The organism is Butyrivibrio sp. AE2015 (assembly GCF_000420825.1).
In the GTDB taxonomy this organism is placed as follows: Bacteria; Bacillota; Clostridia; order Lachnospirales; family Lachnospiraceae; genus Butyrivibrio.
Genome location: NZ_ATVR01000007.1, coordinates 84,387 through 107,099, shown reverse-complemented (window position 1 = coordinate 107,099; position 22,713 = coordinate 84,387). Strand labels below are relative to the sequence as shown.

Below are 22,713 nucleotides of genomic sequence, written 5' to 3'. Positions count from 1 at the left end.
TATAATTCTATTAAATCAGAAAATTCTTAAGATTTACCTACGAAAATTCTTAAGATTTCTTAAGAATTTAACGATTATTCGTTAATGGTTAAAAAAGCCATGAGATTTCCGCGCTTTTCGCCGTGTACCCTGTGTGAAAATAAAAGTTCAGGATTACACTTTGTACATATATCTGTGACAATTATATTTTGTTCCGATACTCCTGCCCTTAGCAAAGAAAGCTTTATGGCATTCCATAGATATAATCTGTATTTGTTATTGGGATAAGGCACTAATATCTTATTATTCTCCAATTCTTTTTCAGTATAAGCCTTGGCAAATTCCAAAGCTACATCTTCGCCTATCTCATAACATTCACCGCATATTGACGGCCCTATTGCACATACACAGTCCTCAGGCTTAGTGCCATACGTAGCACTCATTTTCTCAATTGCTTTTTTGCCAATTTCTCCCTGGGTTCCCTTCCAACCTGAATGAACAAGACCAATAGCTCTTTTAACAGGGTCAACAATATAAACTGGCGGACAGTCAGCGTGAAATGTACCAAGAATAATGCCAGGGACATTTGTGATAAGTCCATCGATATCTGTGTAGTCCCTGACTCTTGCTGGTCCTTTTCCCCTGTCACTTTCTGTAACAACTCTTATATTGGTAGTATGTGTCTGGAAAGTACAAACGAAGTCGTCTAAAGCTTTGCCATGTCCTAAAACCTGCGCTATCCTTCTATAATTCTCATCCACGCATTCCTTGTCATCTCCACGCGTATAGCTCAAATTCATGGTTGCGTAATCTCCTGTAGAGACTCCGCCTATCCTGGTAGAAAAAAGATGATCCACAAACCCTAGTTTTTCAATTTCAGGAAAAACAATATATTTCACACCATTTTTTTCTCTTATCTGAGTAGTTACTTTTTTTCCATATCTGATCAATGTCTTATCTGTCATTTTTCTTCCTCATTTAGTATCTATCGTATTTACACACTTTATCATAATTTGATAAACTCTACCATACATGCAAGACGCCTTACTTTCATACCTTAATGCCGCCCTCTCAATTGTAAATGATTCAAAAGCTATGATATAATTTTCCTTGATTCTTAATTACAACATATATCTCGAGGAGAATATGAAAAAAATTAAATCAAACTGGTATTGGGGAATTGTCATCCTTATTACTGCTATCGAACTTATAACATTCGTTATTGCAGGAAAAAATCACACATATATTGGTGTTCACGATAATCTTGATATTCACATCGCAGATTACCAGATCTTAAAACTAAATAATGCTTTCTTTTCGCATAGTGTTACCGTACCTTTGCTTGGAGGAATTGATAGAAACTTTCTCCTTTCAGAGTTTTATTTATATGCCGTTTTATATATGCTTTTTCCTAATTTCACAGCGTATATTATCGGTTACTTTTTAAAGATCTTCATAGCGACTTTCTCCGGAATTCTTCTTGGAAAAGATGTTTTAAAGGACAATTATAAGAAATATGAATGGGCTATAGTTCTTGGCAGCTTTATATATGGACTGCTTCCGCTTTATCCCGCTTTTTCTTTTGCCTTTGCTTCTATCCCTCTGCTCATCTATCTTTTAAGGAAAGTTATGACAGAAAAAAAGGTTAAGTATTATATACTTCTTTTTCTCTATCCTACTTTGTCATATTTCACATTCTTTGGTCCATTCATAATCGGATATATCTTTATCTATTTCCTTTACAGACTGATCAAGGATAAAAAGATAAATGTGCAGCTTATCATTAGCATAGTTCTTATTTCGATTTCTTTCATACTTATCGAATACAGGCTTTTTCTCCTTATCTTTGCCGGTAGCGAACAGACAATAAGGGATGAAATGGTCATTGAGAATTTCAGTTTTGGTCAGATTCTTTTAACCATAAAGGATGTGTTTGTAAATAACATGTTCCACTGCGATGACCTTCACAGGTTTGTGGCAATGCCAATTGTGATCATCTCCTTTTTCGTGATCAATTTCCTGCACATTAAGGATAAAGATTATAAAAAACTACTTACAGATCCATTTAATCTTGTTCTCTATTTTATAGTTTTTAACTGCATAATTTATGGTCTGTACTACTGCAAACCTATAAGAAGTCTTTTTGAGATCATTTTTTCCCCTCTAAAGGGCTGGCAGTTTAACAGAACATTATTCTTTAATCCATTTTTGTGGTATTTAGAAATAGTCATAATTACTATCAGATTATCAGGCCGTTTTAAGAAGCTTCCAATTATCGTAATAAGCCTTGTACTTCTCTCTGTTTTAGGCACTCAGTCTTTATATAATGACTTTTTTAACACTGTATATGTCAACGTCTGGCAGCTCATAAAAAACGACAAGTCAGAAACCCTTTCATACGGTGAGTTCTATTCAGCTGACTTATTCGAAAGCATCAAAGAAGATATTGATTATGATGGCGAGTACGCTGTTGCCTATGGTTTCCACCCGGCAATATTGTCATATAACGGAATATCTACTCTTGATGGATGCCTTAGTTACTACTATCAGTCCTATAAGGATTCTTTTAGAAACATTATTGCTCCGGCCCTTGAGGAGTCAGAGTCAGCCAGGGAATATTACGATCAATGGGGAGCTAGAGCCTACATTTATTCAGGAACTGTAGATTCCATCTGGTCTCCTGTAAGAACAAAGGATGTCACAGACAAAAGACTTTTAATTGATGTTAATTCTTTCAAAAAGTTAAACGGGAAGTATATTTTCTCAAGAATAGAAATAAGTAACGCAGATGACCTTGGCATAGAGCTAATAGGTCAGTATGAAAGTAAGACTTCGCCATATACAATATGGCTATACAGTATTTAAAGTTTTAAATGTACTCAAAGGCATTTTTATACCACTTTATCTTACATGCACCTTCTTCTCCGCTTATGGCTATCACATCATATCTTACAGGCGCATCTTCAGGTATGTGGTTAAAAGAAATATAAAACCTTGATACGTTACATATCTGTTTTTGTTTTGCAAAACCAACGGCGGCCTCCGGGCCGCCATATTTATTGTTTTTTCTGTATTTAACTTCGATAAAGCTATAATATCCTTCATCAAATGCAACAATATCTATTTCACCACTTCTTACTCTGAAATTTCTTTTTAAGACCTTTACATTTTGGCTCTTAAGGTAATCACAAGCCATATCTTCATACCAAGATCCTGTTGTTCTTTTATTCACTTTTATTTCTTGTTCCTTTTAAATACTTTATTTTCTTGAGCGGTCTTTTGCCTTAATCTTGTCCATTGCATCAACAAATACAAGGATCTCTGCTACCACTTCATAGAGCTCAGGCGGTATCATCTCGCCTATTTCCAATTTAGATAAGGTCTCTGCAAGCTTGTCATCTTCATGAACAGGAATCTTATTCTCTTTTGCCTGCTCTATGATTTTTTCAGCAAGAGCTCCCTTACCTGAAGCGATGACTTTTGGCGCTCCGTCTTCGTTAGGATCGTACGCAAGAGCTACGGCAGTTTTTTGTTTTTCTCTTTTCTCATCAGCCATTTTTATGCCCTCGCATCAAAAGATGTTGTGGATAATATAGGTGTTCTTGCAACATCAAACATCTCATCAACCGCTGCATCCTCGCCGTCCATATCATCCTGAAGTTTAAGTGTTACATTCATGGAATAGCCACGTTTTTCAAGTCTCTCATTCAAAATATGTATATTGTCATTGATAAGATCCAGTATTGAATCATCTGCCACATAAAAGTTTGTGGTAACCTTTTTTTCAAGCATTTTAACATAGACATCAATAGGTCCAAGATTATCCATATCAAGATGAAGCACCGCACTGACAGATCCGTCTTCACTCATTTTTCTGTTCTTGTTCCTATAGACATATAAATCCCCGTGCACGTTCTGCCCCGCCATCTGAAGCGGAAGCTGAACATATTGAAACATCTGATTCAGCTGATTCATAAAGTCCAGATTATTAGAAAGGTTATTAATGGACTGACCAAGCTTTGATTCAGCAAGTCCTGTGTTATTCACCGTTTCAGCAAGGTGTTTCACCTGATTATTGAGCCTCTGATACAAATTCTGGATATTTTCCTTATCCTCAACCTCTGATGGTTTCAAGAGCCATTGCTCCGAAATATTGTTCTTTATGATCTTGTTATATTCATCACTTGCAAAAAGCTTTTTCCATGCTGCATTTTCTACAACATTAGTAAGATCAGCACCTTCAAAGCTTTTTGCAAGTTCATTTAAAAGAGCTTTTGAATCAGATGAAGCTATTAGTTTATCTATACTTTTATCCGAAACACCAAGATTTTTTAACGTATCAATGAACTCATCAGAAACAGCCTTGTTATTTATAACTGCCTCTTCTTTTAAGGCACCCGGCTCCTTATTTATGCTTTCTAAGGAAAGAGCCAGATCTTTGTTAGTATTTCCGCTTTTATCAAGAATTTCTTTTCCTGAATCGAGGGTACCCTGTATAGATCCATTTTCTGCTTCAGCCTCTCCAGTGACATCTTTAGCTGCTTGCGAAACGCCATCCATCTCCTGCCCCATATTGTTTTCTGCATTTTCCTGCCCGAAGAGCTTTAATACAGAGCCATACAAATTCAGAGCTTTAGCCTCTTCACCACCTGCTACAAGCGCATTATATGTATCAGGAAGAGACTCTATTATATCTTCCATCTCATTTACTACCTGATGCTCATAGTTTTTGTAGCTTTCAAAACCATTTATGTTATTTTCATTTATTGGGATATTCAGGCTCTTCATCTCAACCAAAGTTGAAACAGATGAATCAGAGAACAAGTTTAGATTCTTGCTCATTTCCTGCAAAGATGCTTTATCGATAGGAAGACCGGCTTCCATCATGTCTTTTACCATCTGAACATTTTCAGGGGTATTCTCAAGTCCGGCAGCTGTCAAAGCCTTAATAGTGCTCTGCATAGCTGCAGTATTCTCAAATAGAGGCATTATGGTAACTGCCCTTGAACTTAGACCTTTAACTGCAAACTGCAAGGACTGGCCTTCTCTAAGGTCCATTCCGTCCTGTAACTTAGCAGATATTTCATTACCGGACACATTTATATTTACGAGCTTTCCATCAGGGGTATCATTTACAGACACAACAGTCCCCTGAATGACAGCACCATTTTTCAGGTTTAAAGCCTCCCCCTGTTCCTGTGGAATCTGGAGACTGCTACCATTCAGAACTATAGGCTGATTTGATTGTGATACGCTGGAAATACCACTCATACGAAATTACCTATAAACGACCTTCTGTGTATTGGACAAGGACCATATTTCTTTAGAGCTTCAATGTGGTCCTGGCTTCCGTAGCCTTTATTTGAATCAAAGAAATATTCAGGATACTTTTTGGCTTCCTCTTTCATCATCCTGTCCCTTGTAACCTTTGCCACTATGCTGGCAGCAGCTATGGAGATACTCTTTGCATCGCCCTTAATGATGGATACCTGATTATATTCATCAAGACCATCAAGGTGAACTGCGTCGATCAAAAGAGTTGCCGGTTTAACTTTGAGGTTCTTTACAGCCATGACCATAGCTTCTTTTGTAGCATTAAGGATATTGATCTCATCAATTCTCTCAGGAGAATTACATCCAATGCTGACAGCAAGAGCCTTTTCCATGATCACATCGTAAAGCTCTTCTCTCTTTTTTTCGGATAATTTCTTTGAATCATTAACATACAAAATATCGCAATCGGGCGGAAGCACAACAGCAGCTGTATAGACAGGTCCTGCAAGAGGGCCTCTTCCCACTTCATCAATTCCGCAAATGGGCCCCAAATGAGCATATTCTTTCTCATATTTTTTCATCTCTTCTATACGGGCCATTTCTTTTTCAAGGGCTTTTAATTTCTTTTCAGCTGATTCTACGAGCTTTTTTACGCCTGCCCTCTCATCAGATGAATATTCCTCGATAAAAGAAACATACTCTTCCCTTGTTGCCGCAAACTGTAACGCTGCCTTAATATCTGTCATTGAACCCATTAGTTTATGCTCCCGAATTTAGAAAATGGAAAAATACGAATGAAGGCTCTGCCCGTAATATCAGCTTTATTGATACTACCAACAGAAATATCCCTGCTATCCATGCTGTGATTTCTGTTATCACCCATGACGAAATATTCGTCTTCGCCAAGGACAACTTCCGTCTCAGCCCTACCCGGATCAAGTATAACTTCTGCGCCATAGCCTTCCTTTAAGATCTCACCGTCCACATATATGTTTCCATCAATGTCAATCCTGATACTCTCGCCCGGAAGACCAATAATTCTTTTGATAAAGAACTGATTGTCGCCGTACTGATACGGAAATACTATGATATCAAACCTCTTTGGTGAACTGAATCTATAAGATACCTTCTCAATAAGAAGCGAATCTCCGTCCTGAAGCGTTGGCTCCATAGACTGACCACTTACCTCAGTCCTTTGCATAACAAAGGTAATAAATAGAAATGTCAAAAGAAAAATGACTGCTAAATAGATTATTGTGCTAAATAATTCTTTAAGAAACTTCTTCATAACATTCGCCCATCGTATTATAGTTTATTGTTCATCTGGTCTTTCAAGAGATATTTTGCCAAGTCTTCCGTTTCTAAAATCATCCAAAAGAAGCGCTGCCGCTCTTGAGATATCCGGGTTACCACCTGCAAGAAGGCACTTTCTGTTTATGGCAATTGCTGATAAAACTCTGCTTGCAGGAGTAGAATACTGATCCTTCTCAAGTTCAGTGAGCTGCTCTTTGGTAATACCATATTTTTCAAAAATTGCTTCCGGATAGAACTTTTCAAGCTTCTTTATCAGTTCACAGGCAAGCTCAGCAATGTCGAGATTCTCATCATTCATTGAACCAATAAGTGCAAGTCTAAGCCCCACTTGCTCATCCTCAAACTTAGGCCACAGAATACCGGGAGTATCTAGAAGCTGCATACTCTTACTAAGGGTGATCCACTGTTTACCCTTTGTGACTCCGGGCTTATTGCCTGTTTTTGCAGAAGCCTTTCCTGCAAGCTTATTTATGAATGTCGACTTACCAACATTTGGAATACCGGCAACCATCGCTCTTATAGGTCTGCCTACAATTCCTCTTTTCTTATCTCTTTCTATCTTTTCAGCACAGGCTTTTTGAACAAGGTCCTTAACTTTACCTGCCTCATTACCTGTTTTGGAATTCATCTCCATTACAAACAGGCCCTGTTTTTCATAATACTCTTTCCATTTTTTAGTCACCTGATTATCGGCCAGATCAGACTTATTTAAAACTATAAGTCTGAACTTGTTTTTACCAAGCTCATCAATATCAGGGTTTCTGGATGCCGCCGGAATTCTGGCGTCTACCACTTCAATTATAATATCTATCAATTTAATGTTTTCCTGCATCATTCTGATTGCTTTTGTCATATGACCAGGATACCATTGCAAATTCATTCTAAAATAAAACCTCCGCTGTTATCGTTACCAGCAAGTTTAAACCACACTTTGCCAATAATCATATTGGTCTTAACAATACCAATATTGGCACTTCTTGAGTCCTCACTACTATTTCTGTTATCTCCAAGGACAAAATATTCGCCGCTTCCAAGCTTGATCTCATTAGCAGCTATCCCTGCATCTTCCATTTTATCATATATTTCATCTGTATCTTCAGTTTTTTCACCGTTTACATATAAATATCCATCAATTATCTGAACTTTGTCCCCGGAAGAGGCGACAACTCTTTTAACATAGTAATGCGAGTTAGCATTGCCATTTGGTAAAAAAGCTATGATATCGCCTGTAGAAGGTCGCAATATCTTAAACTGTAGCCTGTTTACCAAAACCACCTGACCATTGGCAAGTGTTGGCGTCATGGAATCTCCAATATTAGTAACCTGCATTCCAAATGCGATTACAAATACAAATGCAAAAAAGATGGCTACTACTGTAACAAATAGCCATGAAAAAATCTCATGAAGCATTTTGGGTGTAATTATCTTTTTCTTGGGATTTAGGTAGAGATTTCTTTTTTTCTTCCTGAACATATTCATCCTCTGTCTGGCATGGAATGTAAGTAAAGAAAAAGGCAATTACTAAAAAGTAACTGCCTTTTAACTAACAACTTATCTGGTAACAAGTTCCTTAACTTTTGCCTTCTTACCTGTGAGACCCTTAAGGTAGTTAAGCTTAGCTCTTCTAACCTTACCTCTTCTGATAACCTCAACCTTCTCAACGATAGGTGAGTGAAGTGGCCAAGTCTTCTCAACGCCAACACCGTAAGACTCTTTTCTTACTGTGAATGTTGTACGGTTGCTACCGCCCTGGATCTTCTTAACAGTTCCTTCGAAAACCTGTACTCTTTCACGGTTTCCTTCTTTAATCTTAGCGTGTACTCTTACAGTATCACCAGTGTTGAACTGAGGTGCGTTAGCATTCAGCTGCTCCTTCTCGAGCTCTTCGATAATTGTACTCATATCTTTTCTCCTATTCTATGGACGTTCTTAATATGTAATATTACAGAATCAGATGAATTTCCGACTCTAAATCATAACAGAGGACCGTCTGATTTTCACAACGTACTATAATATAACACAAAATATGTTAATCCGTCAACAAATGATTCTTATCTTTTAATGAGATTTGTAGGTCCAAATCTGTCTGGAAGGATTTCAGGTAAGGTATATACCCTGTATTCATCAGTTGATTTTGCAACAATAACTATAAACTCATCATCGCAGAACTCGCTCATAACCTGTCTGCAAACTCCACATGGAGGACAGTATTCAAGCTCTGTTGCATCTGCAGGTCCTCCCACAATTGCTATTGCTTTAAAAGTGAGCACGCCCTCACTTACCGCCTTGAAAAAAGCTGTTCTCTCTGCGCAATTGGTAGGTGTATAAGAAGCATTTTCTATATTGCATCCTGTAAATATCCTGTCATCAGCACTAAGAAGCGCTGCTCCAACATTGAAGTGAGAATATGGAGTATAAGAAAAATTTCTCATATCCAAAGCTTTCTCTATTAATTCTTTAATTTGTTTTTCATTCATATAAAAAATCACCTTGATCCCTTGTCGTAAGGAATTCCTTCTGCCTTAGGTGCTCTTGAGTTCGCAGACGTAAATGCAAGTACTGCAAGAGAAATGATATAAGGCATCATATTATATACAGAACTCGGAATATTGAGCGCTGCCAAAAAGTCAAATCCTGAGTAAACGTTGGAAAGAGCTCTAAAGAACCCAAACAACAAAGCTGCAAGACCAATGTTGAGAGGCTTCCACTGTCCAAAGATCATAACTGCAAGGGCAAGGAATCCAAAACCTGCAACACCGTTTTCGAACTTCCATTCACTTACTCCGGCTGTAATGTAGACAATACCACCGATTCCTGCAAGCATTCCGGAAATAAGAACACCGGCCCAGCGCATTGTATAAACATTGATTCCAACACTGTCAGCAGCCTGAGGATGCTCACCGCAAGCCATAAGTCTTAAGCCAAATCTTGTCTTATAGAGAATAACATAAGCTGCTATAAGAGCTATAAGAGCTACAAGCATAAACCAGTTGAACTGGAAGCTTCCAATGTTAACGACAAGAGCTTTTTTAGAAGCTACATACTGAACAGTTGATGATACGTTATCAGGATTTTCAGCAATATTGATAGTCTTGACAATAACTGTTGCAGCAGCTGCCGCAAGCATGTTAAGAGCTGTTCCTACCAGTGTCTGATCTGCCTTGAAATTGATGCAGGCAAAAGCCAAAAGAACTGAATAAAGTACTCCGCACAAAGTTGAAGTAAGTAACACTGTAAGAACAATAACTATAGCGGGAAGTGTAGGTGAAATAACCTTTAATGTAAGGGCTCCGCCTAAAGCTCCCATAACCATTATTCCCTCAAGTCCAAGGTTAATAACACCTGAATGCTCCGAAAAACATCCACCAAGAGCAACCAGGATAAGTACTGATGAAAAAAGTAATGTGTATTGAAGAAGTAATACCATTATTTATTACCTCCTTCTTTCTTTTCCTTGCCGGCTCTTATTCTGCTGTTTAAGAAGAACTTAAAGAAGAGAACAAATCCGCAGAGGTAGATGATTATTGAAGATATAAAATCTGAAATCTGTGATGGATAAACGTTCTTATCAAGGTATGAACCACCACTTGTAATGTGCTGAATAAAGTATGATGCAAAAATTGTTCCTATAGGATCAAGTCCGCCAAGGAATGTTGCAGCAATACCATTAAAGCCCATTCCAGGAACAGATGACTGTGTTACAGACCACTGCTCATATCCTGTAAGGAAAAGGAATGCAGCTCCAAGACCTGCAAGACCACCGCCGATGAAAAGAGTAAGAATAACATTCTTCTTTTCTTTCATTCCGCTGTATTTTGCAGCATCCTTTGCAATACCTGTTGCCTTGATCTCATATCCAAATACAGTCATGCTCAAGATAACCTTTAAAATGATCGCAATAATCACAGCTAAAGGAATCGCAATTGTAACATACTTATTGTTTGAAAAGAGCTTCTCAAGTCCAAGTGAAGGAATGATAGCCGAAGGATTAGTACTTGCAAGTGAAAGTGTATAAGGGCTTGAAACCTCTTTTACGCCTCCAAGGAGCATATTAACTGTATAAAGTCCAATCCAGTTAAGCATGATTCCTGAAATAACCTCATTAACATTGAGATATGCCTTTAAAATTCCAACGATGATTCCGAAGATTCCACCAGCAACAAGTGCTGCAAGAATACATATATACCATGGAAGTCCAAAACCAAGTGCAAAATAAAGTGAAGCTCCTGCTCCGGCAACGTACTGTCCTGCAGCTCCAATGTTGAATAATCCGGCCTGATAACAGAACTGAATAGATAAAGCACACATAAGAAGTGGTGCTGCCTTTACAAGTGTGTTACCAAGGTACTTAAGTGCTGCCGCCTTTGATGGATATGTGAAATAGTTCTTTATAATTGTGATAATAGCTTCTGTAGCACCAACAGGGTTAATGATAAGAAGGGCAATGTATCCTATCAATAGTCCTATAACTATACAAAGTAATGACGCAGTTATAGACTGGACTGCCGGCTTTGAGAAAAAGCTTTCTTTTTCCATTTTTCTGTTATTTCCAGCCATTTTAAGCTCCAGCCTCCTTTCTCTTTGCTCCTGCCATGTAAAGACCAAGTTCTTCAGGAGTTGTCTTCTTTGGATCAAACTCTCCTACTATCTCGCCTTCGTACATAACAAGTATTCTGTCTGATATACTCATAACTTCTTCCAGTTCAAGAGAAACCAAAAGAACTGCGTGTCCCTCATCTCTTCTGGCAATAAGCTGCTTGTGAATATATTCGATAGCGCCTACATCAAGACCTCTGGTAGGCTGAACCGCGATCAGAAGATCCGGATCCTTATCAATTTCTCTAGCAATGATTGCTTTCTGCTGGTTACCACCTGACATACTCCTTGCAATTGTAGGAGCACCCTGGCCTGATCTGATATCATACTGATCAATGAGCTTTTCAGCATACTTGTTTATCTCGCCTTTTTTAAGGAATCCCTTTGAACTAAACTGTGGTTCAAAATACCTCTGAAGCACAAGATTATAGGCAAGTGAATAGTCCATAACAAGGCCATGTTTGTGTCTGTCTTCAGGAATATGGCTCATTCCGCTAAGAGATCTCTCTCTGATAGATGCATGAGAAATGTCTTTTCCTGAAAGCGTGATCTTACCGGAAGTAATATTCTCAAGACCTGATAAACCATAAACAAGTTCTGTCTGACCGTTGCCATCGATGCCGGCAATACATACGATTTCTCCTGATCTTACATCAAAAGAAACATTTTTTACTGCATTGTTATGGTGAAGCTTGGAAGGAACAGTCATATTCTCAACATGAAGAATAACATCACCAGGTGTCTTATCTTCCTTTGTTGCGACAAGCTGTACATCTCTACCGATCATCATACGGCTGAGCTCTTCCTGATTAGTGTCAGCAATATTAACAGTTCCAATGTACTTACCACGTCTAAGTACAGTGCATCTGTCTGCAACAGACATGATCTCAGCAAGCTTGTGAGAAATAAAGAGAATTGACTTACCCTCTTTTGCAAGATTTCTCATGATCTGCATAAGTTCATCAATTTCTGCAGGAGTTAAAACAGCTGTAGGCTCATCAAAAATAAGAATCTCATTATCTCTGTAGAGCATCTTAAGAATTTCAGTTCTCTGCTGCATTCCTACGGTAATATCCTCAATCTTTGCATCAGGATCTACCTTAAGACCATATTTGTCAGAAAGCTCCAAGATTCTCTTTCTTGCTACATCTTTCTGTAAAAATCCATGTTTTGTTGTCTCCACCCCAAGGATGATGTTATCAAGAACAGTAAAGCACTGAACAAGTTTGAAGTGCTGATGAACCATTCCTATTCCAAGGTCATTGGCATCATTAGGATTGTTGATAGTAACAACCTTACCATCCTTTTTAATTGTCCCCTCTTCTGCCTGATAAAGGCCGAACAAAACGCTCATGAGTGTTGACTTACCAGCACCATTTTCCCCTAAAAGAGCGTGTATTTCACCTTTTTTGAGCTGAATAGTAACATTGTCGTTCGCAATTATTCCAGGGAAACGCTTTGTTATATTTAGCATTTCAATAGCATACGCGCTTTCTAAAGCCACCTTCTTTTTCCTCCTACCAATATTAATCACCATTTGACTGGTAAAAAGAGACCGAAAGTTTTGAGGCTTCCGGTCCCTGAACTTCATACTGAAGTAATTATTACTTAATATTGCCCTGGAAGTTGATCTTTACATTCTCTGCTGTAGGCTCAGCTGCTGTTGTATCGTTAGATACTGTTACAGCGCCGCTTACCATATCAGCAACGAGCTTCTTGTAATCATCAACTGTGAAAGATTCTGTCCAAATTGTTGTATCTTCTGGAAGACCAACATAGTTAAGTGATGTGTCATCGCCAGAAACAAGACCAAGGTTAAGAATCTTGCCGGCATAAGAATCCCACTGACCATCTCTGATAGCAGCAAGAAGTGTGTTAACTGTAGCCTGAAGGCCCTTCATAGCTGAAGTAACAGTCATACCTGCTTCAAACATTCCATCGATAGTCTTTGACTGGTCAACGTCAACACCGATAACTTTTCCGCCAACCTTGCCTGCAGCCTCACCAGCTGATGTGAAGATACCGCCACCACAAGCGAATACTACCTGTGTGCCGCCCTGATACCATGTATCCATAGCAGCTGTGATATCTGAATCACCGTAGAACTGGTTACCATATGCATAGTTGATAGAAACGTCAGCGCCAAGCTCCTTTGCAGCAGCGTCAGCACCCTGAACGAAGCCATAGCCATAACGGATAACAGCAGGAACAGCCATACCGCCAAGGAAACCAAGCTGTGTATAGCCCATCTTTACTGCAGCATAACCAGCCATGTATCCAGGAAGCTCTTCCTGATATACTGCTGAGAATACGTTAGGATATGTCTCTGAATTGAAATCAGATCCATCACCTTCAAGGTCATACTCAGAAACATCAAGAGCAACAAACTTAACGTCTGGGTACATATCAGCTGTCTCAACGATAGCTTCTGCAAATGCATAACCAGGCATTACGATTACGTTGTAACCATCAGATACAGCCTTATCGATCATAGCAACTCTCTCTGCTGTTGAGTCGCCTTCTGGCTTGTAGTAAGTGAACTCAGCATTGTTTGCCTCAGCAAATGCCTTACAAGCCTCATAAGTTGACTGGTTGAAAGACTGGTCTGTGATATCGCCGTAGTCTGTTACCATAGCGATCATCATCTTGTCACCAGCTTCTGTAGTCTCAGCTGCTGTTTCAGCTGCTGGCTCAGTAACCTGTGTCTCCTGAGTAGCCTCAGTTGTCTCAGTAGTTTCTGTTGTTGTAGTAGCTGTCTGTCCGCAAGCTACAAGTGAAGAAACCATTGTTGCAGCCATAAGTACTGCTAAAAATTTCTTTTTCATAATCGTCCTCCATTTTTTGATTAATGAAAACATTTATTGATAAACCCCTTTTCAGGTTTTATCCGAGGCAATGAGTCTTCTAATGGCCTCTATTGTTGTACTGTACACTTTATCCATTTCGTGTACCTGAGGATTAGAAAGACCTTTTTTAGCTCGCTCCTGGTTTGCGACAACAAGCAAAACCGCACCAGTACGAAGTCTTAAATAACTACCAACTATAAATAATGTTGAGCTTTCCATTTCAGAGCAAAGGGCGCCGCACTTGATCCATGCATCCCACTTATATAAAAGCTCCGGACCAACAGGTTTTGTCTCAGGCTCATGCTGTCCAAAGAAAGAATCCTTGCACTGTGCAACACCTACGTGGTAATTGGCTCCTGCCTTTTTAGCTCCCTCAACCAAAGCATTTACAACTTCAAAAGAAGCAACTGCCGGGTACTCGATCGGAGCATATTCCTTAGATGTGCCTTCAGCTCTTATAGCTCCTGACGCGATAACTATATCGCCTCCGATTACATCATCCTGCATTCCACCTGAAGTACCCATTCTGATAAATGTATCTGCGCCGCACTTTGCAAGCTCTTCAATACATATTGCAGTAGATGCTCCACCGATACCATGGGAAATAACACTTACCTTTTCTCCGTCCAGATATCCTGTGTAGCAGTTATATTCTCTGTTATAAGCAACAAATTTGGGATTGTCCAATAACTTGGAAATAGACTCACAACGTCCAGGATCCCCAGTAAGAATAACATATCTTCCTACATCTCCCGGAGCAACGTGTGTATGATATTGGTACCCCGCACCTTCTGTATAATCAACCATTACTTTTCCTCACATTCCTAGTAAAAAACTAACACATATAATTATAGTTTATTTAGCAATAAAAGTCATCAGGATTTACATAAGTCCATCCATAACATGTATAATAATTCTTTTTTTCGTTATATCTATTTCTTTTATACAGTCTTTTATAGCAGGAATATAGACGTTCTCGCCGCCATCTGTCCTTTTCATCTCATAGACATCATTGGCACCGGTCTGAATAACATCCGTCACGCTCCCCAGAACGTTTCCATCCTCATCGACTATATCAAGACCAATAAGATCTGCGCAGTAATACTCGCCGGGATTAAGCTTTAGAGCATCTTTTCTCTCGATGGTTAGCTCGCATCCCTTGAATTTCTCAACTTCGTTTATATTATTAAACTGTTTGAATTTAACAATGACAAATTTCTTGAAAAATTTTGCGCTCTGAACATCAAGCTCCATCTCTTCTCCTCTCTGGGTGTGAAGAGTTACTTTTTTAAGTTTCTTAAATCTGTTCGGATCCTCAGTTGTAGGAAATACATTAACTTCACCCATAAGGCCATGTGTAGATGCTATTACACCAACCTGAAATCTATCTGTCATTTTATTCTCCTTCTTTTCTTTTTCTCAGGCTTTGGCGGATTTTCTAAAAGCCACTTTTCATAAAGATCAGGACGCCTTTCTTTTGTCCTTATAATCGACTGCTCAAGTCTCCACTCATCAACCTTCTTGTGGTCTCCCGACAAAAGAATCGAAGGCACTTTTTTGCCCATCCATTCCTCCGGTCTTGAATATTGAGGGTACTCAAGAAGATTATTGTGAAAACTCTCCGTAAGAGCAGACTCATCATTATTAAGAACACCGGGAACAAGCCTTGAGATTGCATCGATCATGACCATGGCCGGAAGCTCTCCACCAGTAAGGACATAATCTCCGATTGAAATATAGTCAGTAACAATCTCTTCTAAAACTCTCTCATCTACGCCCTCATAATGGCCGCATAAAAAAACAAGATCCTCCTCTTTTGAGAGCTCCTGAGCTTTTTGCTGGTTAAATACGCTTCCCTGAGGAGTAACGTAAATGACCCTTGGAGACTTCCCACCGTTTTGGATGATCTTGTTTTTGATATCTATAAAACAATCATAAATAGGCTGTGCCTGCATAAGCATACCAGCACCGCCACCATATGTATAATCGTCAACCTTGTGATGTTTGAGATCATTAGAATAATCTCTGATATTTACTGCATTAAAAGAAATATATCCCTTATTTTCAGCTCTTCCTGTAATGCTACTTGAAAGAGAACTCTGAATCATTTCGGGAAACAATGTCATGATGTGAAAATTCATCTTATATCCCACTAAAAATTACAAGCATAAATGCTTATTTTAAATTTGAGCCGAATTGGTATGTTACCAATTCGACTCAATAATATTTGGCTTAAACTATCTCCACGTCTACCTTAAGGTTTTCTCTGGTAGAAGCAGCCTTTACAACAGCTCTGATTGCCTTAGCAATGCGTCCCTGTTTGCCAATTACCTTGCCCATGTCTGAAGGTGCAACATGAAGCTCGATCATAATATTACGCCCCTCTGCCTTCTCAGTCACAACGACTTCTTCAGGATTATCAACGAGCGATTTTGCGATTACTTCAACTAACTCTTTCATTGATTAACCTCCGGCACAAGTAATTAAAATTTATAATTCAAGTTTTATTACTTGATACCAGCCTGCTTAAGAAGCTTTGCAACAGACTCTGTAGGCTGTGCACCGTTTGAAAGCCACTTCTTTGCAAGTTCTTCGTTGAACTTTACTGTGCTAGGATCTGTGTTAGGATCGTATGTTCCGATCTCCTCGATGAACTTACCCTGTACAGGGAACTTTGAATCAGAAACGATGATTCTGTAGAAAGGAACCTTCTTCTTACCAATTCTCTTTAATCTGATCTTTACTGCCATTTTAAATTTCCTCCGTAAAATGAATAAAAAATTAAATAATATTGTATTTATATGGATAAACCAGCTATTTGCTGAATCACATATCAAAAGAACTTATTGCCGCCGAAGCCTCCGAAAGGATTACCAAATTTTCCAAATCCTCTCTTGCCGCCCATAAGACCTGGCATCTGCTTCATCATTTTCTGCATCTGTTCAAACTGCTTTATGAAGCGGTTTACAGCTGCAATATCGTTACCTGATCCCTTAGCAATCCTGAACTTTCTCTGTGGAGTCATAAGTTTAGGATTCCTGCGCTCTTCAGGAGTCATTGAAAGTACAATAGCTTCAATCCTTGCAAGCTGTTTCTCATCAGGGAGCTGATCATCGCTTATCTTGCCCATACCCGGAAGCATTCCCATTATGGAAGCAAGTCCTCCCATATTGCGCATCTGCTTCATGCTCTCAAGATACATTTCGAAGTCGATCTTGCCCTTCTTCATCTTGGAGACCATCTCGCGGTCTTTTTCAGCATCACGCTCTGCGTTTGCCTCAACGGCTTTATCGATAAGGCTTAGCACATCTCCCATTCCAAGGATACGGCTTGCCATACGATCCGGATAGAACTGTTCAAGGTCAGATAACTTCTCGCCCATACCGACGAACAGAATAGGCTTTCCTGTAACTGCCTTGGTTGAAAGAGCTGCACCGCCTCGTGAATCACCATCCATCTTAGAAAGGATGATTCCGTTTATGCCGACCTTTTCATTGAACTGCTCAGCAACGTTAACCGCTTCCTGACCAGTCATGGCATCTACTACAAGGAGTGTGTGATGCACTGTAACAGCATCCTTAATATCACGCAGTTCTTTCATCATCGCTTCATCAATCTGAAGGCGACCCGCTGTATCTAAAATCACAACATTGTGGCCATGCTCTTTTGCATAGTCCATTGCGGATTTAGCAATTTTAACTGGGCTAACATCTGTGCCCATTGAAAAGAAATCAACTTCCTGCTTTTTAGCATTGACCTCAAGCTGATCAATAGCCGCCGGTCTATAAATATCACAGGCTACAAGCAGCGGTTTTCTTTTGCCTTTAAGTTTTCCGGCAAGTTTAGCTGCGGTAGTTGTTTTACCAGCACCCTGAAGACCACACATCATGATAACAGTGATATACTTGCTATCCTGAAGCATAAGCTCTGTTGTCTCAGAGCCCATGAGCTTGGTCATCTCTTCATTGACAATCTTGATGACCATCTGAGCAGGATTCAGTCCGTTTAGAACTTCCTCGCCGATTGCTCTCTCCTGAACTGAAGAAACAAACTGTTTGACAACCTTAAAGTTAACATCCGCTTCCAAAAGAGCCATCTTAACTTCTTTTAAAGCAGCTTTTACATCATCTTCAGTTAAAGTTCCCTTGCTCCTAAGCCCCTTAAAGGCATCCTGCAATTTATCGGTAAGACTTTCAAAAGCCATTAGTTATTAAGCTCCTCTAAAATTCTGTCGGAAATACTGCCCAGCCTCTTTCGAAGCTCCTCATCTGACATATCTCCATTATGATCAGAAACGCTTTTTAGCTCTTTAGCACTCTCCTTGATAGCTTCAAACCTTCGAATCATGTGAAGCTTATCCTCGTATCCCTGCAAAGTCTTGGTACATCTCTTTATAAGATCATGTACTCCCTGCTTGCTGATACCGTGCTCATCTGCTATTTCAGTAAGTGACATATCATCGTATACAGCAGCTTCATAGATCTGTCTCTGATGCTCTGTCAGAAGCTCGCCGTAAAAATCATATAGAAGACCCTGTTCTACGATTTTCTCCATGATATACCTCTTCCTAAAAATCAACAATGTCTATAATATATAAAAAGAAAAGAGGTGTCAAGTATTTTTTCTTGACACCTATATCTCACTATATCTTTAGTTCTGAAGGAAGTATCCCAAGCTGAAGTTTAAAAGCCCTGCTAAATGATGAATAGTCTTTAAACCCTGCTTCAAGGCAAGCACTGGTTGCAGGAGTTCCTGACATTATCAGAGTCCTTGCAAAAAGGATTCTCTTTTCGGAAACATACTGATGAACTGAGTAGCCTGTCTCCTGCTTAAATACGCGCATCATGTGATATTTACTCATATAAAAATTATCAGCAAGTTTGTCAATTGTAAGGTCCTTGGAAAGATTTTTGTTTATATATTCTATGATATCAATTACTTTTCTGTTGTATCTTGCTTCCTGAGTAAACCCGATTTCTTCTGATATGCAGGCCTTATTAAACTCGATCAAAGCTCGCAGCACATCTATTCCTGTAGACAGGTGACCTGCATATTCTTTGTCTTCCACTTTAAGGTCTTCTTCTATTTTCTTAAAAGCATCATATATCTTAGTGCTGATATCAGCTGGGAATCTGACAACGCAGCTCTCCATTTCTTTTGCCTTAATAAAAGCATCTAAAAGCCCATATTTCTCAAGAAAATCATGGTTGAGATAAAGAATTATCCTGTCATATTTCTTCTTCCCATCGCCCTCCTCGCAAACAGGCTTATGTATGTCAAACCTGTTTACAAGCACAAAATCGAAGGGCAAAAGTTCATACTCTCGCCCTTCGATAATATATTTCACATTTCCATTCAGTATCAGAATAAGCTTATCAAAATCGTGGTAATGAAAGGGTATATCAATATTCTCATTATCACATATATGGAAGAATTTATAGTCTTCGTTTAGATAGCCCTTCTGTTCGTAATCTTTTGTGTCCATATGATCAATAATCTGTTATACAAATGTTAAGGTCAACGTTGCCTGTTATTCCATCAACACTTCCAGTGGATGTATACTGCCACATATCAAAGTGATATGGATAATAAAGTGGTGTTCCGTAGTAAGCAATCCAAATATCGTAGTCATCTACATCAGCAGCATCCATCAAAAGCGTAAATGACTTAACATTGCCATAAATCATCGGCTTATAGCCTGCTTTTTTAACAGCCTCACAGAAAACCCTGGCAACCTCTTCATAAGAATCGCTTGAGAGATTAACTGTTCTTGCTGAATCGGAATCAGCAGATTCTATGTCGATAACAACAGGATACTTGATCTCGTACGGTTCGATCATGTCAAGCATCATCTGAACTTCTTCAAGAGCTTCTGTTTCATTCAGCGCCTGCGAGTAAAAATAAACACCAACATCAATGCCATTTTTTGTGGCGCCCTTTATATTATCTTCAAAATAATCATCTTGAAGAAGCTTACCTTCTGTGGTTCCTCTAAAGCCTGTCCTTATGATAGCAAAGTCAATTCCTGCACCGGCAACCTTCTTCCAGTCTATATCACCCTGGAATCTTGATACATCAATCCCTGTTTTGGTCTTAATACTCTCATCATCACCAACGTACTGAAGGTAACCCTTTTCATCAAATTCGAAATCATCTTCATCAAATGGATGATGCTCTATCTCATCTGTTATTGGGAAGAAATAATATCTTCCATCACTGGCAACAACAATTTGTTCAGGAAAAAGAGACCTGATAGTCGAAGTAGTACCTTCGCCGGACTCAAGCTTTTTCTGGATCGTACCCTTGATTGATTTCTCAGTTTCTTCAGCGGCAACCTTTTTAGCCTCATCAACAAGGATCTGTGTCTCAACTTCTGTGTAATAGCCCTCATTATTCAGGGCTTCAAGCTCGCTCCTTACAGCCTCTTCCTCTCTTTTAAGCATGGCATTTTTTATCAGAAGCGCAATGCTAAAAGACAGCGCCAAAAGCGCTACAAGGCTTAAGAATATTATAGATATAATATTATGAGTGTTCCTGACACCCCTTCTCTCGCGAAATTCCCCAGATGAACTATTCATACTCAAATTCTCTCGTCAAAATAACTTTTATAGCCTTCGCCATAAATCTCACTTGCACTTGAGATGATCATAAATGCATTCGGATCCTCGTCTCTTACTATATCTTCAGCAAGAGGTGAAAGTCTCTTCTTTATGGCACACATGATAACTTTTTTGTCTTCCCCGCTGTATGCACCCTTGGCAAAAACATGAGTGGCACCAATATCCAGCTCCTCAAGAAGTCTTTTGGTTATCTCATCAGGCCTGTCAGAAATAATATAAATAAGCTTAGCTTCGTCTCTTCCATACAAAACAAGATCAAGAACATAAGATGTGACCATAACCGACATGAAGGAATACAAGGATGCAGCAAAGTCACCAAATACTATACCCGCTATAAGAAGTACTACAATATCTGTCAAAAGGTATAACACTCCAGTTTTGATATGCGGATACTTGATCCTTAATAATTTAATTATAACATCGGTACCGCCAGTTGTGGCATGACATTTAAAAATCAGGCCTATTGCAATACCAAGGGCCGCACTACCAAAGGATGCCCCAAGAAATACATCATGAATTATGTATCCCGAAAAGAAGTTAGTACAGATATCCGTAACCCAGGAAATCACAGCCGTGGCATATATAGTTGAAATTGTAAATCTGATTCCAAACTTCCATATGGAAAGAATCAAAATAGGTATGTTCATAACAAGAAACCACATACCAGTTCCCATGGGAACAACTCTGTTAAGAACAATAGCAAGACCGGTAAGTCCTCCCGGTGCTATATTGTTAGGATCAATAAGTAGTGCCGTTGTTGCTCCATATATGATTGATCCTATTGTTATCAGTATATATTCTGCTATTCTTCTTAATCTTTTTGATTTGATTCTATTCATTACTTAAATATTTGTCCTTACAATTCTTGGTTTATAGCCGTTGTCATTGAGTGCATCAATAATCTGCTGTTTGTGCTCGCTTCCAAAAGCTTCAAGAGTGATCCTGAGCTCAACAGCTGCATTTCTGTTAATAGAAACAAACTGATTGTGCTCCAGTTTGATAACATTTCCTTTTACATCAGCAATTACGCCTGAAACTCTGGAGAGTTCTCCCGGCTTATCAGGAAGAAGTACAGAAACGGTAAAGATTCTGTCTCTCATAATAAGTCCCTGCTGTACAACAGAAGACATTGTAATAATATCCATGTTACCGCCGGATAAAACGCAGGCGATCTTCTTATCCTTTACATCAAGCTGCTTAAGAGCTGCAACAGATAAAAGTCCTGAGTTCTCTACTACCATCTTATGGTTCTCAACCATATCAAGGAATGCTACTACAAGATCTTCATCCGGAACGGTTATGATCTCATCAATATTTTTGCTAAGATAAGGGAATATCTTTTCACCAGGTGTCTTAACAGCTGTACCATCAGCAATGGTATTTACTGTAGGAAGTGTAACGACATGACCTTCCTTCATAGATTCCTGCATACAGTTTGCGCCGGCAGGCTCTACACCTATTACCTTAACCTTTGGATTGAGGAGCTTTGCAAGTGTTGATACACCTGTAGCAAGTCCGCCGCCACCGATAGGAACAAGAATATAATCTACTGTTGGAAGCTCTTTAATGATCTCCATTGCAATAGTACCCTGTCCTGTTGCAACATCAAGGTCATCAAATGGATGAACCATAGTATATCCATTTTCCTCGGCAAGTTTTTTTGCATGCTCATAAGCTTCATCATATACATTTCCATGAAGTACAACTTCAGCACCAAGAGCCTTTGTTCTGTTAACTTTAATCAAAGGTGTGGAAGTAGGCATTACAATTGTAGCCTTTACTCCATAGCATTTTGCAGCATATGCGACACCCTGCGCGTGGTTACCGGCAGATGCAGTAATAAGGCCTTTCTTTCTCTCTTCATCAGAAAGAGTTGTTATCTTGTAATAAGCGCCTCTTACCTTGTAGGCACCTGTTCTCTGAAGATTCTCAGGCTTTAAATAAACCTTGTTACCTGTTGCATTGCTCCAGTAATCACTGTAAATAAGCTTTGTCTCCAAAGTAACTTTTTTCACATCTTCATAGGCTTCTTCAAATTTTGCGAGTGTCATCTTTTCCCCGTTTTCCATGTCGTCTCCTTACCA

26 protein-coding genes are annotated in these 22,713 nt (G+C 39.1%); 1 reads left to right on the top strand and 25 read right to left on the bottom strand.

What is annotated here, in order from left to right; all coding sequences use genetic code 11:
• Positions 1–74 precede the first annotated feature (74 nt).
• Entirely contained in the window at positions 75–944 is an 870-nt protein-coding gene (pgeF, locus tag G585_RS0105645) for a peptidoglycan editing factor PgeF (RefSeq protein ID WP_022773589.1), read from the bottom strand.
• A gap of 181 nt (positions 945–1,125) precedes the next feature.
• On the opposite strand from pgeF, the gene G585_RS0105640 reads away from it, so the two are divergent.
• Positions 1,126–2,844, top strand: a complete 1,719-nt coding sequence (locus G585_RS0105640; protein WP_022773588.1) for a DUF6044 family protein — start codon at positions 1,126–1,128, stop codon at positions 2,842–2,844.
• A 4-nt stretch (positions 2,845–2,848) separates the two neighbouring features.
• Here the strand turns inward: G585_RS0105640 and G585_RS0105635 are convergent, their stop codons facing one another.
• The 24 genes from G585_RS0105635 to ilvA all read right to left on the bottom strand — a co-directional run bounded on the left by G585_RS0105635 (position 2,849) and on the right by ilvA (position 22,698).
• Entirely contained in the window at positions 2,849–3,211 is a 363-nt protein-coding gene (locus tag G585_RS0105635) for a YraN family protein (RefSeq protein ID WP_022773587.1), read from the bottom strand.
• A 27-nt stretch (positions 3,212–3,238) separates the two neighbouring features.
• Positions 3,239–3,535 (bottom strand): EscU/YscU/HrcU family type III secretion system export apparatus switch protein, encoded by a 297-nt coding sequence (locus G585_RS0105630; protein WP_022773585.1) that lies wholly within the window; start codon positions 3,533–3,535, stop codon positions 3,239–3,241.
• A 2-nt stretch (positions 3,536–3,537) separates the two neighbouring features.
• Positions 3,538–5,250: a flagellar hook-length control protein FliK gene (fliK, locus tag G585_RS0105625; protein ID WP_022773584.1), complete on the bottom strand. Its 1,713-nt coding sequence runs from the start codon at positions 5,248–5,250 to the stop codon at positions 3,538–3,540.
• Complete coding sequence (locus G585_RS0105620) at positions 5,247–6,008, bottom strand: ribonuclease HII (protein WP_022773583.1); 762 nt, start codon at positions 6,006–6,008, stop codon at positions 5,247–5,249. The genes fliK and G585_RS0105620 overlap by 4 nt, the downstream gene beginning before the upstream one ends.
• A complete protein-coding gene (lepB, locus tag G585_RS0105615) occupies positions 6,008–6,541 on the bottom strand; it encodes a signal peptidase I (protein ID WP_022773582.1) in 534 nt (177 codons plus the stop codon). Before lepB (G585_RS0105615) ends, G585_RS0105620 begins: the two co-directional genes overlap by 1 nt.
• Before the next feature lie 24 nt (positions 6,542–6,565).
• Entirely contained in the window at positions 6,566–7,447 is an 882-nt protein-coding gene (ylqF, locus tag G585_RS0105610; protein WP_022773580.1) for a ribosome biogenesis GTPase YlqF, read from the bottom strand.
• Positions 7,444–8,040, bottom strand: a complete 597-nt coding sequence (gene lepB / locus G585_RS17250; protein ID WP_022773579.1) for a signal peptidase I — start codon at positions 8,038–8,040, stop codon at positions 7,444–7,446. Before lepB (G585_RS17250) ends, ylqF begins: the two co-directional genes overlap by 4 nt.
• Positions 8,041–8,118: 78 nt before the next feature.
• A complete protein-coding gene (gene rplS / locus G585_RS0105600) occupies positions 8,119–8,469 on the bottom strand; it encodes a 50S ribosomal protein L19 (RefSeq protein ID WP_022773578.1) in 351 nt (116 codons plus the stop codon).
• Between the two features lie 149 nt (positions 8,470–8,618).
• A complete protein-coding gene (locus tag G585_RS0105595; RefSeq protein ID WP_022773577.1) occupies positions 8,619–9,044 on the bottom strand; it encodes a cytidine deaminase in 426 nt (141 codons plus the stop codon).
• An 8-nt stretch (positions 9,045–9,052) separates the two neighbouring features.
• Positions 9,053–9,994 carry an ABC transporter permease gene (locus G585_RS0105590; RefSeq protein WP_022773575.1) on the bottom strand — a complete coding sequence of 314 codons (942 nt, stop codon included), beginning with the start codon at positions 9,992–9,994 and terminating at the stop codon, positions 9,053–9,055.
• The gene (locus tag G585_RS0105585; protein ID WP_022773574.1) at positions 9,994–11,124 is read right to left on the bottom strand and encodes an ABC transporter permease; all 1,131 of its coding nucleotides are present in this window, start codon (positions 11,122–11,124) and stop codon (positions 9,994–9,996) included. Before G585_RS0105585 ends, G585_RS0105590 begins: the two co-directional genes overlap by 1 nt.
• A gap of 1 nt (position 11,125) precedes the next feature.
• Entirely contained in the window at positions 11,126–12,700 is a 1,575-nt protein-coding gene (locus tag G585_RS0105580) for an ABC transporter ATP-binding protein (RefSeq protein WP_334290926.1), read from the bottom strand.
• Between the two features lie 67 nt (positions 12,701–12,767).
• A complete protein-coding gene (locus G585_RS0105575) occupies positions 12,768–13,988 on the bottom strand; it encodes a BMP family lipoprotein (protein WP_022773571.1) in 1,221 nt (406 codons plus the stop codon).
• A 51-nt stretch (positions 13,989–14,039) separates the two neighbouring features.
• Positions 14,040–14,816, bottom strand: a complete 777-nt coding sequence (gene udp / locus G585_RS0105570) for a uridine phosphorylase (protein ID WP_022773570.1) — start codon at positions 14,814–14,816, stop codon at positions 14,040–14,042.
• Between the two features lie 75 nt (positions 14,817–14,891).
• On the bottom strand, positions 14,892–15,404 hold the full coding sequence (gene rimM / locus G585_RS0105565; protein WP_022773568.1) for a ribosome maturation factor RimM: 513 nt from the start codon (positions 15,402–15,404) through the stop codon (positions 14,892–14,894).
• A complete protein-coding gene (trmD, locus tag G585_RS0105560; protein ID WP_026663808.1) occupies positions 15,401–16,150 on the bottom strand; it encodes a tRNA (guanosine(37)-N1)-methyltransferase TrmD in 750 nt (249 codons plus the stop codon). The genes rimM and trmD overlap by 4 nt, the downstream gene beginning before the upstream one ends.
• A gap of 91 nt (positions 16,151–16,241) precedes the next feature.
• Entirely contained in the window at positions 16,242–16,469 is a 228-nt protein-coding gene (locus tag G585_RS0105555) for a KH domain-containing protein (RefSeq protein ID WP_022773567.1), read from the bottom strand.
• Positions 16,470–16,516: 47 nt separating this feature from the next.
• The gene (gene rpsP, locus G585_RS0105550) at positions 16,517–16,759 is read right to left on the bottom strand and encodes a 30S ribosomal protein S16 (protein WP_022773565.1); all 243 of its coding nucleotides are present in this window, start codon (positions 16,757–16,759) and stop codon (positions 16,517–16,519) included.
• An 83-nt stretch (positions 16,760–16,842) separates the two neighbouring features.
• On the bottom strand, positions 16,843–18,213 hold the full coding sequence (ffh, locus tag G585_RS0105545; protein ID WP_022773564.1) for a signal recognition particle protein: 1,371 nt from the start codon (positions 18,211–18,213) through the stop codon (positions 16,843–16,845).
• Positions 18,213–18,563: a YlxM family DNA-binding protein gene (gene ylxM / locus G585_RS0105540; RefSeq protein WP_022773563.1), complete on the bottom strand. Its 351-nt coding sequence runs from the start codon at positions 18,561–18,563 to the stop codon at positions 18,213–18,215. The genes ffh and ylxM overlap by 1 nt, the downstream gene beginning before the upstream one ends.
• A gap of 88 nt (positions 18,564–18,651) precedes the next feature.
• Positions 18,652–19,494, bottom strand: coding sequence for an AraC family transcriptional regulator (locus tag G585_RS17245; RefSeq protein WP_022773561.1), 843 nt, complete (start codon positions 19,492–19,494; stop codon positions 18,652–18,654).
• Between the two features lie 4 nt (positions 19,495–19,498).
• Positions 19,499–20,587: a glycoside hydrolase family 25 protein gene (locus G585_RS18785; protein WP_022773560.1), complete on the bottom strand. Its 1,089-nt coding sequence runs from the start codon at positions 20,585–20,587 to the stop codon at positions 19,499–19,501.
• 2 nt (positions 20,588–20,589) lie between these two features.
• Positions 20,590–21,468 (bottom strand): YitT family protein, encoded by an 879-nt coding sequence (locus G585_RS0105525; protein ID WP_022773559.1) that lies wholly within the window; start codon positions 21,466–21,468, stop codon positions 20,590–20,592.
• 3 nt (positions 21,469–21,471) lie between these two features.
• A complete protein-coding gene (gene ilvA / locus G585_RS0105520) occupies positions 21,472–22,698 on the bottom strand; it encodes a threonine ammonia-lyase (RefSeq protein ID WP_022773557.1) in 1,227 nt (408 codons plus the stop codon).
• Positions 22,699–22,713 lie beyond the last annotated feature (15 nt).